The following is a 13,241-nucleotide window of genomic DNA, read 5'->3' as shown; positions in this document are numbered from 1 at the left end:
AGCAAACCTACACCGCTGGCTGGTACCCGCGCTGCGTAATGTGCAGCTCCAGCAGCTCGACGAATGCTTGGCTGGCCGCGCTGCGATAGGCATCCTGTCTGCGCAGCAGGGCCACGGTGCGGGCGGGAAAGGGCGGGTCCAGCGGCACCGGGGCCAGCAGCCTGCCTTCCTCGGCTACCGCGTCAGGTAGCACCGTTGCCAATGAGGTGTGTTCGACGATCTGCGTCAGGGCCTGCAGCGAGTTCGCTTTCACGCTGATGCGAGGGGAGATCCCCAGCTTGGCCAGACAGCTGTCGATGTAGTTGCGGGTCGCGAAGTCGCCGGTGAGCAGGGCCAGTGAATGCTTGCCCAGCGCCGCCGCCGGCAGCGGGTGGGGGAGCGCCGCTGCGTGTTCCTTGGATGCGACGAGCCCCAAGTTCTCTGTGTACATCCCGGTGGCCTCAACGCCTGACAGGTGCTGCACCTGGGCGAAGGCGATGCCCAGGTCCAGTTCGTCGGAGAGCAGGCCGGATTCAATGCGCTCCTGGCTGTCCTCGGTAATTGTCACGGTCAACCCCGGATGTAATTCGTGAAGCTTCCCGATCAGTGGGCCCATCAGGTATGTGGTGAAGGTGGGCGTGATCCCCAGCCTCAGGTGACCCCGGGATAGATCTTTGACATCCAACAGTGCTCGGCGCGCAGATTGAACATCTCGCAGCGCATGGCGGACCTGTTCAACATAGACGGCGCCGGCGTCCGTGAGCCGGATGTTCCTCCCGCTGCGGTCGATGAGCTGTGCCCCGAGGTGCTTCTCCAGCTGCTTGATCTGATGCGACAGCGTGGGTTGTGATATGCGCAACTCTTCTGCGGCCCTGGTGAAGTTTCCTTCATCGGCCACCGCCAGCAAATACCTGATATGTCGCAGTTCTACACCGGTCATGGAATAACTATAGATCAGAACTATCGATTTCATTCTTTTTAGCTCTTGGACACTATGAGTGCTGGTTGGGCACCATTGATTCAACCCGCTAGCGAGGGATCATCACCACCGATTCGAAAGGAATGAGAATGGACAATCTCAATGACGGCCTTGCCCGTTTCCAACGAGATGTATTTCCGGCGAAGGCCGATCTGTTCGCGCATCTTGCCTCGAATCATCACCCGCACACCTTGTTCATCGGCTGTTCCGATGCACGGGTGGTTCCGGAGCTGATTACCGGAACCGAGCCCGGAGACCTTTTTGTGATCCGCACGGCTGGAAACCTCGTCCCTGCCTATAGCCCGGAGGCTGACGGGGTTGCCGCAAGCATTGAATATGCGGTGGCAGTGCTCGGCATCAAGGACGTTGTGATCTGCGGGCACTCGGCCTGTGGGGCCATGACGGCACTGGCCGAAGGAATCGACCTCAGCCTGGCACCCGCGGTATCCAATTGGCTGCGCCACGCAGATGCTTCCCAGGCGAGAACACCCATCCGCGGCGATGTTCCACGGCTGGTCAAAGAAAACGTTCTGGCCCAGTTGGCAAACCTGGCAACCCACCCCTCGGTGGCCAAGGCACTGGCAGCGGGGGAACTGAACCTCCACGGCTGGGTCTATGACATTGGCAGCGGTTCGGTAGAACAACTGCAGGGCACCGGCCACCAGAGCACGGCAGCACTTTAGTTTTGGGCGGAAAGTTTTCGCTGACCGCCTGGCACCACTCCAACCCTCCGCGGCGACCAGCCGCGGCCATGATGAGAAAAGGAAAAAAACCATGACTCACGCACAGTTCAGCCAGTCAGCTCGCGAAGCTCTGACCGAGCGCGCAGTAGACGCCAAGATCTCCAAGAACCTGAGCTGGAAGCAGATTGCTGAAGCTTCCGGTCTATCCACGGCATTCACCACCGCAGCGATCCTCGGCCAGCACCCGCTGCCTGCCGAAGCCGCCGACGCAGTGGTCGCGCTACTGGGGCTGGAAGAGGCAGACTCCAGGCTCCTGCAGGTCATCCCGACTCGTGGATCCATGCCTAACCGCATCCCAACCGACCCAACCATGTACCGCTTCTATGAGATGCTGCAGGTCTACGGTACGACCCTCAAGGCTCTGGTACACGAGGAATTCGGCGACGGCATCATCTCCGCGATCAACTTCAAGCTGGATGTCAAGAAGGTCGCTGATCCAGAGGGCGGCGAGCGCGCCGTCATCACCCTGGACGGCAAATACCTGCCAACCAAGCCTTTCTAACCACCAGGCTCCGATCAACCTGGCTCAGCTCACCGTGTGACAAGAGAACTCAAGGTCGTTGCGCGTTCCCCAATGCGGGGCGCACAACGACCTTGAGTTCTTAATTACTGCTGCAACTGGGAAGGGGGTTTCTTAGTTCCTGACCTGCTTGGCCCGCCGACGTTGGACCAAGAAATCAGCTAAGGCGGCGCAGAGCGCTGGCACCACGTAGCGAGCAACGCTGATGATCATGAATACAGCAAAGGTGCCGGTGGCCGAACGGGCCGCACTCAACGCGAGGAAACCCATGGCGACGGTGAGCACCAGACCCGTGATCCAGCCGGCAAGCTTGCGGCGGGCCAGGACGAACCATCCGGTCATGGTGATGAGGGGGACAAGAATTCCCCAGACCGTGAAGTACACCGAGTATGTACCGGTGACATCCAATGCCGAGACGAGGAACCAGTCCGCATACTGCACGGATCCCAACACCGGGAGCTTGAGCAGTACATCAAGAATGAGCGAGAGGGCAATGAGCCCAATGCCGAAGATCTTGACGTCTTTGGGCAGTTTCAGCAGCCAAAAACTTGCCAGGGTCAAAGCCCGGACCACCCACAGGGCAATAACCGACAGGGCGCTGGCATCAAAGATATAGCTGCTGGTCGCAAGCAGCGTGGAGACGGTCAGGCCAACGATGGCTGCGAGCCAGACGATAATTTGTCGGGCGGACAGATTTAAGATGGGTTTCTCTTCGCTCACCTGCATAATCTTAGCCATGGTGGCTGTGCACAGTCTGTTGCCCAGCCACCACCGAGCTTAAACCTCTAGTTTCAATGCCTTGCGCAGGGTCAGCGTTCCGCCGGTATGCATTACCGCGCGGCGGTAGATCCGCTCGGAGAACAACAGCACCGCCCAGCAGGCGGCAAGAAGGATGGCCAAGGACAGCAGAGGCTCCCACAGCGCCACATCACCCGAGAGCAGCCGAATGGGCATAGCCACCGAGGAAACGATAGGGACGTAGGAAGCTATGACCAAGAAGCTTCCCTTGGCATAGATGCCAATGAACAATACCGCCAACAAGGCACCGACTACCGGTCCGGTGGACTGCTGAAGGTCCTCTGTGCGGGTAGCCAACGCACCCAGCGCAGCCCAGATCCCCGCCAAAACCAAGAATCCGCCGAGGAAAAAGACCACAAACCAACCTGCTACCTGAGCCACCACGCCAAGGAACGGGATCTCGCCGGGAGCCAGATAGGCAACCAGTAAACCCGCGCTGATAAACAGCAGCAGCTGCACCATAGCGAGGATGACGTTGCCAATGATCTTTCCCGCCAGGAGCTGACGCAGTCGAATGGTGCTGGCAAGAATTTCAACAACCCGGTTCTGCTTCTCCTCAATCACCGAGTTGGCAATAGGCATGCCGAATAACAAGGCCGCCATGTAGAAGAGGAAGGAGAACAAAAAGGCCATGGCCCGCACCATTGCCGTGCGTTCGCTGTCGCCCTCCAATTGGGTTACCTTCAGCTCATCGGCAGTAGGCAGCTGCGAAGAATCGATCCCTGCCTGGGAGAGTAGTTGGTCCGTGAGTAGTGACGTCATGGAAGACGAGATCAGATCCTGAAGTTGTGCATCCACCTCATCGAAACCCGTCAGGGTGAAGTCCTTCCCGCCGTTGCCGGAGGACAGGGTCGCATCAACTTCCTGCGCACTCAATTGCTGCTCTGCAGTAGCGGCATCGGTCTGGGAAATCGTCAGACTCACATCATCTGGGTGTTCATCTTGAGCTCCCTGAAGCACCTGATAACTGAGCTCATCGGTGGCGACGACGGAGTACTCGGTGTTCCTATTGGCGAAGAAGGCCGAGGCGGCGATTGACCCAACGATCAGCAAGAGCGTGACAAGGGTGGAGATGACGAAGGCTTTGTCCTTTACCTTGGTCTCCACCTCACGCAGGGCAACAACTAGCCACGGTGCAGTGACGGCGCTCATTTAATGATCTCCCGGTAGATATCGGCAAGGGCAGGACGATGAATCGCAAACTCTGTCACGGTGCCCAGGCCCAGCGCCTTGGCCAACACCCGCTGTGAATCGGCCACCGAATCGAAATTCACCAGCGCCTGAGAACCTGACAGGTCGATGACGCTGACACCCGGCTCTTCGCGCAGCCAGCCGGCATCCGCACCCAGGCTCAGCTTATGCCGCGAGGCTTGGGAAGCCCTCAAATCATCGGCTGAGGAATCCGCCAGAATCTTCCCATCCTGGATAATAACTAGGTGGTCAACCAGTACATCCAAGAGATCCAGCTGATGCGAGGAAAACAAGACGGGGACGCCGCGAGCCGCGTAGTCGCGCAGGATGGAACTCATAGCGTCAACCGCCAGGGGATCCAAGCCGCTGAAGGGCTCATCAAGAATCAACACGTCTGGTTCGTGAAGCAACGATGCGGCCACCTGCACACGCTGCTGATTGCCGAGGGACAGCGATTCAAGCTTCGACTTGGCCCTGTCATCAAGGCCGAACCGAGCGAGCAGATCCATGGCACGTTGCCGAGTATCAGCACGCGAAATTCCATGAAGCTGGCCTAGGTACAGCAGCTGGTCGATCACCGGCTGCTTGGGGTATAGGCCGCGTTCCTCCGGCATATAACCAAAATTCGGACGAGTGTCCCCGGCCAGTACAGTGCCGTTCAGGCTCACGCTTCCGGAACTTGCCGAAAGCAACCCCATGATGATGCGCATGGTGGTGGTCTTGCCTGCGCCATTGGCTCCGACGAAACCCGTCAGTGCACCGCTGGGCACGGTAAAACTCACATCGTCTAAGACCAACCGCTCAGAAAATGATCGACTGACGTGGTGGACCTCTAGCATGTGAACCCTCTCGCTGATCAGTTCGGGGCAGACGCGGAATCCGCGAACCTCATAATCCCAAGCCTAGAAAATTCGGGCCGCGCAAGACTCACTCTTGAGAATGAAACTATTGAATGAGCCCCAGACGATGAGCAAAGAGCACCGCCTGCACACGGTCGCGCAGGTGTAGTTTTGCCAGAAGATTCGACAGGTGGGTCTTGACGGTCGCCTCGGAAAGCGAGAGCACCGCAGCGATCTCCTGATTGTTCTTCCCCTTGGCGAGCTCGGTGAGGACCTGTAACTCTCGCCCAGTCAAAGATTCAAGCAACTGGCGCTCGCCGGACGGCTCGTTGGTGGATTCTAGGGTGCCGGTCCGGTGGCGGATCAGTTTCATGGTCATCTCGGGGGAGAGCAGGGCATGGCCGGCAGCAACCTGCTTGATGGCGTTGATTAAGAATTCAGGTTCTGTATTCTTCAGAATGAAACCGCTGGCACCCGCATCAAGCGCATCAATCAAGTAGTCGTCCCTGTCAAAGGTCGTCAGTACAACAACCTTTGTTGCGCTGTCTGCAGTGATTTGCGCGGTGGCGGCTATGCCGTCGAGCTGCGGCATTTGAATATCCATGAGCGCAATGGTGGGTGCGTGGGCCAAGACCTGCTTGACGCCTTCTGCACCGTTGGCGGCGGTACCCACGACCTGAATGTCGGGATCTGTCTCAAGGATTAGTGCCAAAGAAGAAACGATCAATGGTTGATCATCGCAGATCACCACGGAAATAGAGGTCATGATTCAACCTTAGTAGGCGAATCGGTAGCGACGTGGAGCCTTGCTCGTGTGCGCCAGCCGCGCGGAATGCGCGGTCCTATTTCGACGAACCCATGGTGTAGGTTGGCGCGCTCGCGAATACCTCGCAGCCCGTAGCCGCTGCCAGAACTGTCGGCACGGCTGCTGCCTTCATCCGTCACCTCTGCTTCAACCCATGGACCCTGCTCATCAGCGCCCGAGCGTAGTGACAAGGTGGCGCGCCTGGCTGTTGAATGCCTGCGGACATTGGCAAGGGCCTCGCCGCAGATTCGGTAGAGGGCGAGTGAAATGCCGGGTGCCAATGAGTCAACGAATCCATCGATGTGCTCGGAACGAGAGATGGTAATTGACAGGCCCATCGCCTCATTCTCTGCGACCAGCGAGGGCAGCATGGCCATGGATGGTTCAGGATGCCGGTTGTCTGGAACGGCGGATTCCGGCAGAACTTCGGAGCCTCTTTCCCGCAGCACGCCTAGCAGCGCCCTAGTCTCACCGACGGCGCTGCGAGCAGAACTTTCAATGCCCTTCATCAGTTCGCTGGCCTTGTCCGGGTCCCGTTGCTGCACCATGCGCGCCGCGGCAGCCTGCACTCCCACCGAGGCAATGTGATGGGCAATGACGTCGTGTAGTTCGCGGGCGATGCGCAGCCGTTCCTCGTTGACGGCCCGGTCGGCTAGCTGTTCGGCCTGATTGGCGATGCGTTCGGACTGGGCCTTGACGACCTCATTGGCGTAGGAATTGGACCAGCTGATCAATCCCAGCGATATCGAACCGCCAAAATACAGCAGGTTCGTGGCGAAGGTATATGCGGCGAAGGCGGCGTCCGGCGAGATGAATCCGGCAGGATTCTCAACAATGGCCTTGCCCGCCTCTTCGAGCAGGTCGCTGGTGAACAGGCTGATCAGAATCCACACCGTCATCGACAACAGAACGATGCTCAGCGTGGTCCACAGCGCCTTGCGGTTTTTGGACCAAGAGACGGCCGTGTATAGGCCCAAGAAGTAGGCGATCTGCGCCGTGAGCTGCATCGTGACCGAATAGGCAGGGGAGGTGCCGCTGATCATAAATGCTGCGGAACCGATAAGCATCATGGTGATGGGCCAGCGGCGGCGGAACATCAACGGCAAGATCAGTGAAGCCAACACTGCATAGGCTGAAAGGCGGTCAACTGCCTTGTCCTGTTCCGTAACCGAGAGGACCATTTCGTAACTGAGCAAGGCGAAGGCGAGGAAGCCCAGAGTGAGCAGGACGTCTCGGCGCAGGGCGGCCGGAGATGGGCTGGGGCGTTCCCAGTCGCTTGGGGGAAGTGCAGGCAACAGCCGATGCATGAAGGAGGTCAGCCAGCGCATCCTTGCTCCTTGCTATGTGGTGCTGTGATAGTTTGCTTCGACTCTACCGGGCAGAGGAGTACGAGGCATGGCTCTAAAGGATTACGACAAAGGTCTACTCATGATCCGGTGGACTAGTGATCTAAGTTACTAGCTAGTAATGTGATGGTATGCACATGATCTTTCGAGTCCTGATGGTGTACCTGCGTAGCAAAAAAGCTCCTCGTTTAACGATGTTTGACACAGGTTCTTTGAGCATGAGGGCCACCCTGACAGATGTCGACTTTGCCCGGCATATCAACAACGGCATGTATTTCTCCATCTTTGATCTGGGCCGGTTCGACCTGATGTTCCGTTCAGGTGTCTGGGACGTGATGCGCAAGAACAAATGGACCCCGGTGGTCCAGACCGAAACGATCACCTTCCGCAAGTCGGTGGAGCTTGGGAAGAAATTTTCGCAAGAGACCCGCCTATTGGGCATGGACGAGAAGTGCATCTACTTCGAACAGCGCATCGTGGTCAATGGAGAAATTTATGCCCGCGCATACATAGCCACCCGAATGACCTCGCGCAAGGGCGCTGTATCCAACGAGGAGATCCTGAAGGCGGTCGGACTAGAGCTGCCTGAAGACCGAGTCGTTCCACAATGGCTGATTGACTGGCGTGAAAACGGCGCACTGCCGGGAAGCCGCAAGCCGGCACCCCACAACTGGATTGGGTAGTGTGGCATTCCGCCGATGCAGAACGGCGGGGAGCTGAAGGTAGCAGACCCCACCGTTCAATGGTTTCGAGGTGATATTTCGCTATGAAGCAGCGGCGTTGCCATGCTTAGCTTCGTCGACAAAGGCGGCAATCAACGCGGGGTCTTTGACCCCACGAGCGCTTTCCACGCCAGAAGAAACATCCGCTCCGGACGCCTGGGATTGAGCCAGGGCCTCCACAACATTCTGGGCGCTCAAACCACCGGCAACCAGCCAACGGCGACCAGCTGCAAGTTCGCGCACCGCAGTGTAGTCCCAGCTCTCGCCGCTGCCAGGTACGGCCGCATCGATGAGCAGGAAATCTTCTCCCCAGTCGCCAAACTCGGAAGCTTCTGCGTCCATGCGTACGGCACGGATAGCGTGGAAACCGGCAGCCTTGACTGCCTGAACATCTTCTGGGGTGCGCTTGCCATGCAACTGGATCCACCCGACCCGAGCTTCTGAAGCCAGGGCGATGGCCTGCTCTACCGGCTCGGAACGGAATACCGCGACGGTGGCAACATTCTCAGGTACGCCGGCAACGAGCTCTGCGGCGCGCTGAGGAGAAACCTCTCGCGGACTATGCGTGAGAACGAAGCCCAAAGCATCAGCACCATGCTCCACGGCTACCGCGACGTCGGCTTCGGTGGACAGGCCGCAGACCTTGACGAAAGGTTTGGCGCTCACTGTGCAGACCCGCCCACTGAAAGATCGCTGTCGGAAGCCGCAGCGAGGTGGGTTGGGGTGTAGCCGCCCGGAGCATTGGCACGGATGGCAATCAGGTCCTGGGCATGCTGCCACAGCTTGCGGTCTTCTTCACTCACCGGGACCCATGGCGTGACCGGAACGGCGGTACCGGTCTCATCGCGGGTCACCATAACCGTCAGGCAATAGGTAGTGGTGTTCATCTCTCGGGTCTTTGGGTTGCCCGAACGGACGTGCACCGAGATGTGCATGCCCTTATTGCCGGTGTAGACCAAGCGGGCTTCGACCTCGACCAAATCTCCGATGAACAGCGGGCGGTAGAAGCGCACGCCGCCGGAGAACACAGCGACGGTGTCCCTGCCGCAGTAGCGGGAAGCACACAGCGAGGCCGCCTCGTCGATCCATTTCATGACGATGCCGCCATGGACCTTGCCGCCCCAGTTAACGTCTGTAGGGGCCGCAAGGAATCGAAGCGTCACCTGCTCGGCGGTGCCCTGATCCGAGTACACCTGGTCCTTCATCGCCGCCACGATCTGATTGCGGATGTCGATGCGGGCGATGGCGTGCTCGTGCAGTTCCTCCTGGCGAGGAGTGCTCGGCACGAATTCCGGCACGTTGGTGGGATTTCCGTGCTCGTCCACCGCTACGAAGATCACCAGGCAGGTGCTGGAGACTGTCGGCCTGCCGTCTCGAGGGTCGGAGAAGGACACTTCGGTGCGGATATGCATTGAGGTGCGCCCGGTGTAGACCACGGAGGCGGTGACTTCGACCAGGTCGCCGGAGTGAATTGGATCTTCAAAGTGGATGTTGCCTACGTAGGCGGTCACGCAATAGCTGGCCGACCATCCCACTGCGGCGGCATAGGCCGCCTTATCCACCCATTCCAACACCGTTCCCGCGGAGACGGTTCCGGCTACCCCAACATCGGTCGGGGCGGCAAGGAATCGCAAGGTCACAGATTGCGGGCGGGAAGTTGGATCCTGGCGTGTCATGCGTACAAGTGTGACTGATCCGAATCATCAGCGGCAATCTGTGACATCCGGCGGGCGATGTTGATGCTGGCCTAGGATAAAGATTGTGCGTAGGGTCTTTGGTTTATTTTCGGCGTCCACCGGGTTGGTGGTTTTGCTCAGTCTGGTATCGGCATTAAGTACCGCCGGGCTGGCCGTGTTGGTTGGACGGGCCATCGACCTGTTGTCGTCGAATGCCCCTTTGGATACCGCATGGTACTGGGAAGCAGGCGGCGAACTTGTCACCGTGGCACTCTGCGCGCTGCTGATCCCAATGGTCATTGCACACACCAGCCAAGCCATGACCACATATCAGCGCGACAGGCTTCTGCACCACTACCTGTCCATCGGTCCACTGTCGGTGCGCCGTGTGGGTGAAGGCGAACTGGTGCACACCGCCATGGACATGGTGGACCGATCGGTCAAGTACCGCAGTGCCTTTATGGGGCCGGCGATCGCCGCGGTGGCAACGCCGGTGCTGGTGTTGCTTTTCATCGCCCTGGTACTGGATCCGGTCTCGGCTGGTCTGTTGCTCATTCCCACATCGTTGGTTCCGGTCATTGTGATTGGTTTCCAACGACGCTTCAGCGGATCCTCCGGCGAATACCGTCGGGCACAGGGAATCCTCACGGCGACATTCCTCGATGCACTGCGTTCCCTGGGAATGCTCAAGTTCAACGGCGGCGGAAGTTGGATGGGCCAGCGGATCGCGGCAGCTTCCGAGCGGGTGCGCCTGCAGGTCATGAAGCTACTTGCCCGCAATCAATTGGTGTTGCTGGTGATCGATGCATCCTTTGCCGTGCTGCTGATTTCCAGTGCTGCGGCGCTGGCATGGTGGCGCTCAGGTACCGGTGCCATGTCCACGGGCGAAGCTGTCTGCCTCGTGATCCTCAGCTTCCTGATGCTTGCCCCCGTGAATTATGTTGGCAGCTTCTTCTACATCGGAATGACAGGCAAGGCAGCAGAACAAAAGATCGCAGAGATCAGCTCCCTGCCATTCCACCAGTCGGTGGCGAACCCGCTGGATGTAGACCTGCGCAACCGCGGATTGGTACTGGATAATGTCTGCGCCAGCTACGACGGCGAACACCGGGCACTTCATCAGATCTCGACGCAATTTCCCGCAGGGTCGCGCACTGCAATTATTGGAGCCTCCGGCAGCGGCAAGACGACACTTCTGCGTGTTCTTCAAGGACAGCTGGAGGCAAGCGAAGGAACCATCAGCGACGGGCGGATGGGCATGGGGCCAGCCACGCTGAAGGGCACCACCGCCGTCGTTGAGCAGCATGCGACGCTCTTCTCGCTCTCGTTGCGCGAGAACCTTCAGCTCGCAGCACCCAAGGTCAGCGATGAACAGATGATTCACGCCCTGCAGCGGGCAGGCTTAAGTTCGTGGTTGGGGGAGAACCCGACGGAACGCCTAGGCGAAAAGCTCGGAGAATCCGGTGCGCGGCTTTCCGGGGGACAGGCTCAGCGCCTAGCCATCGCACGTGCACTATTGGCCGACCGACCATTGCTGCTGCTCGATGAACCAACCAGCGCGCTTGATGTTCAGACTGAGGAAGAGGTACTCACGACCCTGCGCACCTTGGACAGCTCGGTCACTGTCATTACCGTGACCCACCGACTTGGATTGCTCCGCGACTATGACCGAGTCATCGTGATGGATCAAGGACAAATCATTCAGGATGGAGAACTCAACGACTTGTTGGAAACACCGGGCTACTTGAACAACGCCATGAGAGATTTCCAGAAGCGAGCCCAGGAACTTCAAAACTCCTCAACGGTGGGGGAGGAAAAATGAGCCAGCATCCTACAGAAACCCAGAGCCCGGAACCCAGCGGAATGGCGACCATCGGGTGGTTGATCCGCAATACCTCGGATCTGCTTCCCCCATTGCTCGTTGCCTGTATCCTCTCCTGCCTGACCCGCTGTGCATCATTAGGCATCTACCTGGTTGCGACGGTCGGCATTGCCAAGACGGCCAATATTTCGGTCCTTGAATCATTGACGGGGCTGTCATGGACCTGGCTGATTCTCCTCATGATCGTCTTGGGGTTGTTCAAGGGCGCTTTGCGCTACGGTGAACAGTACGTTGGCCATAAGGTGGCGTTCCTGTCTCTATCCAGGCTGCGCAATAAGATCTTTGCCGCCGCCGAGTACCAGGCACCATTCGACGCGCGCAGCAAGAATTCTGGTGGATTGCTGGCGGTAGCCACACGGGATGTCGACCGCGTTGAAGTCTTCTTTGCCCACACCTTGCCGCCGGCGGTAGCTGCTATTGTCATCAGCTCCGCGGTGACCTGGTGGACCTGGTTGAATTTCGGTGAAACCCCTGCATTGCTGTTGCTGACCGCCTACGTCTTAGTCGGCCTGGTCATTCCTGCGCTGGGAGTCAAAGGATTGCGCAGCGCCGCCAGCGACGGGGCTCGGGTGAGGGGGATACAGAATCAGATTCTCACCGAAACATTGGCGGGAATCGATGTGGTTCATGGCTATGCCAGTGGCAAGGCAATGCAGGAGCGATTCAATAACGCAGCCCGTCCCGTCAAAGCCAAGACTCTACGCGCAGGAAAGCTGACAGGCCTTAGATCAGCCCTGACCCAAATCGTGGTGTGGGGCAGCCTGCTGGGCCTTGTGATCATCATGTCCGCACGCGGAGAATTGCCTGCGCTGTTAATCCTTGCTGCGATTGCCGTTCCATCCTTCGAGGCTGTCCGTACCGTGGACGGATTCATTATTGGCCTGCAGGATTCGTTGGCAAGCGCCAAACGACTGTATTCGGTGACCCTGGGGCAGCCACAGGTTAAGGATCCAGCGCAGCCACAGCCGCTGCCGGAAACCGGTACCTTAGCGATCACTAACTTGGGCGCTGCCTACCAAGGCGTCAAAGTATTGGAGAACTTGGGGCTTAATCTCGAACCGGGCAAAATTGTGGCGTTGGTGGGTGACAGCGGATCGGGTAAATCCACTGTCGCCTCCGCACTGGTCCGAGCCATACCCAGCACGGGAAAAATCACCTTTGGCGCAGTGAACCTGAACGAGGCTGCCTCTGCCGAGGTCCGTTCGAGAATCATCCTTGTGTCGCAGGAAGCCGTCATGATTCGCGGATCCATCCGCGACAACCTCCTGCTGGGGCTCAAAGACATCAGCGACGAAGAGCTCATGACTGTGCTTGCCGAACTGGGCTTGAAATCTTGGCTCGACGGGCAAAAACAGGGACTGGAGACGCGCCTGGGGGATCGCTCGACCCGACTTTCAGGCGGACAGCGACAACGCCTAGCCTTGGCTCGTGCCTTGGTCAGGAAGCCTGCGGTGCTGATACTTGATGAATCCACGAGCGCGTTGGATACACAGAGCGAGCAGATGGTCCTGGCCGCGATTAATCGACGGTGCGCTGAGGGCATGGCTGTGCTGATGATCAGCCACCGCATTTCGATTCTGGGAACCGCATCTGAAGTTATTGTGCTGCGTGAGGGAAAAGTTGCCGAAACGGGCGATCCGGGAGTGTTGTTGGCGGACAGCGAATCACTATTTTCACGCATGGCGATTCGCGAAGCAGACAAAATTCTTCCTGCTTAGAATTAGGCTCTCAGAACGAAGCTGATTAGGCATTTACCGATGG

The 13,241-nt window shown here is 58.5% G+C and carries 13 protein-coding genes; 5 read left to right on the top strand and 8 right to left on the bottom strand.

From position 1 onward, the window contains the following. Positions 1–7 precede the first annotated feature (7 nt). The gene (gene cynR, locus RUH64_RS03055; protein ID WP_313811203.1) at positions 8–919 is read right to left on the bottom strand and encodes a transcriptional regulator CynR; all 912 of its coding nucleotides are present in this window, start codon (positions 917–919) and stop codon (positions 8–10) included. 128 nt (positions 920–1,047) lie between these two features. Between cynR and RUH64_RS03050 the strand changes: the two genes are divergently transcribed. Together RUH64_RS03050 and cynS are read left to right on the top strand one after the other, a co-directional pair. Further along, entirely contained in the window at positions 1,048–1,641 is a 594-nt protein-coding gene (locus RUH64_RS03050; RefSeq protein ID WP_313811202.1) for a carbonic anhydrase, read from the top strand. Between the two features lie 91 nt (positions 1,642–1,732). After that, positions 1,733–2,203, top strand: a complete 471-nt coding sequence (gene cynS, locus RUH64_RS03045; RefSeq protein ID WP_313811201.1) for a cyanase — start codon at positions 1,733–1,735, stop codon at positions 2,201–2,203. A 132-nt stretch (positions 2,204–2,335) separates the two neighbouring features. On the opposite strand, the gene RUH64_RS03040 is transcribed toward cynS, so the two are convergent. From RUH64_RS03040 to RUH64_RS03020, 5 genes are all read right to left on the bottom strand, one after another. Beyond that, complete coding sequence (locus tag RUH64_RS03040) at positions 2,336–2,941, bottom strand: hypothetical protein (RefSeq protein WP_313811200.1); 606 nt, start codon at positions 2,939–2,941, stop codon at positions 2,336–2,338. A gap of 57 nt (positions 2,942–2,998) precedes the next feature. Next, positions 2,999–4,171, bottom strand: coding sequence for an ABC transporter permease (locus tag RUH64_RS03035; protein WP_313811198.1), 1,173 nt, complete (start codon positions 4,169–4,171; stop codon positions 2,999–3,001). Next, a complete protein-coding gene (locus tag RUH64_RS03030; protein ID WP_313811196.1) occupies positions 4,168–5,049 on the bottom strand; it encodes an ATP-binding cassette domain-containing protein in 882 nt (293 codons plus the stop codon). The genes RUH64_RS03035 and RUH64_RS03030 overlap by 4 nt, the downstream gene beginning before the upstream one ends. Before the next feature lie 106 nt (positions 5,050–5,155). Further along, positions 5,156–5,815, bottom strand: coding sequence for a response regulator transcription factor (locus tag RUH64_RS03025; protein WP_313811194.1), 660 nt, complete (start codon positions 5,813–5,815; stop codon positions 5,156–5,158). Next, positions 5,812–7,182 carry a histidine kinase gene (locus tag RUH64_RS03020; RefSeq protein WP_313811193.1) on the bottom strand — a complete coding sequence of 457 codons (1,371 nt, stop codon included), beginning with the start codon at positions 7,180–7,182 and terminating at the stop codon, positions 5,812–5,814. The genes RUH64_RS03025 and RUH64_RS03020 overlap by 4 nt, the downstream gene beginning before the upstream one ends. 236 nt (positions 7,183–7,418) lie before the next feature. On the opposite strand from RUH64_RS03020, the gene RUH64_RS03015 reads away from it, so the two are divergent. Continuing rightward, positions 7,419–7,883 carry an acyl-CoA thioesterase gene (locus RUH64_RS03015; protein WP_313811191.1) on the top strand — a complete coding sequence of 155 codons (465 nt, stop codon included), beginning with the start codon at positions 7,419–7,421 and terminating at the stop codon, positions 7,881–7,883. 81 nt (positions 7,884–7,964) lie between these two features. Here the strand turns inward: RUH64_RS03015 and RUH64_RS03010 are convergent, their stop codons facing one another. After that, on the bottom strand, positions 7,965–8,588 hold the full coding sequence (locus tag RUH64_RS03010; protein WP_313811190.1) for a phosphoribosylanthranilate isomerase: 624 nt from the start codon (positions 8,586–8,588) through the stop codon (positions 7,965–7,967). Then, positions 8,585–9,598 (bottom strand): acyl-CoA thioesterase, encoded by a 1,014-nt coding sequence (locus tag RUH64_RS03005; protein ID WP_313811189.1) that lies wholly within the window; start codon positions 9,596–9,598, stop codon positions 8,585–8,587. Before RUH64_RS03005 ends, RUH64_RS03010 begins: the two co-directional genes overlap by 4 nt. A gap of 85 nt (positions 9,599–9,683) precedes the next feature. Here RUH64_RS03005 and RUH64_RS03000 point away from each other — a divergent pair, with 85 nt between their 5' ends. Both RUH64_RS03000 and RUH64_RS02995 read left to right on the top strand, forming a co-directional pair. Continuing rightward, positions 9,684–11,420, top strand: a complete 1,737-nt coding sequence (locus RUH64_RS03000; RefSeq protein ID WP_313811187.1) for an ATP-binding cassette domain-containing protein — start codon at positions 9,684–9,686, stop codon at positions 11,418–11,420. Continuing rightward, positions 11,417–13,198: an ABC transporter ATP-binding protein gene (locus RUH64_RS02995; RefSeq protein WP_313811185.1), complete on the top strand. Its 1,782-nt coding sequence runs from the start codon at positions 11,417–11,419 to the stop codon at positions 13,196–13,198. The genes RUH64_RS03000 and RUH64_RS02995 overlap by 4 nt, the downstream gene beginning before the upstream one ends. Positions 13,199–13,241: the final 43 nt, after the last annotated feature.

Source organism: Glutamicibacter sp. (assembly GCF_032154645.1).
Lineage (GTDB): Bacteria > Actinomycetota > Actinomycetes > Actinomycetales > Micrococcaceae > Glutamicibacter.
Note: the sequence above shows the minus strand (reverse complement) of the source record. Positions and strands in the feature narration are given on the sequence as shown.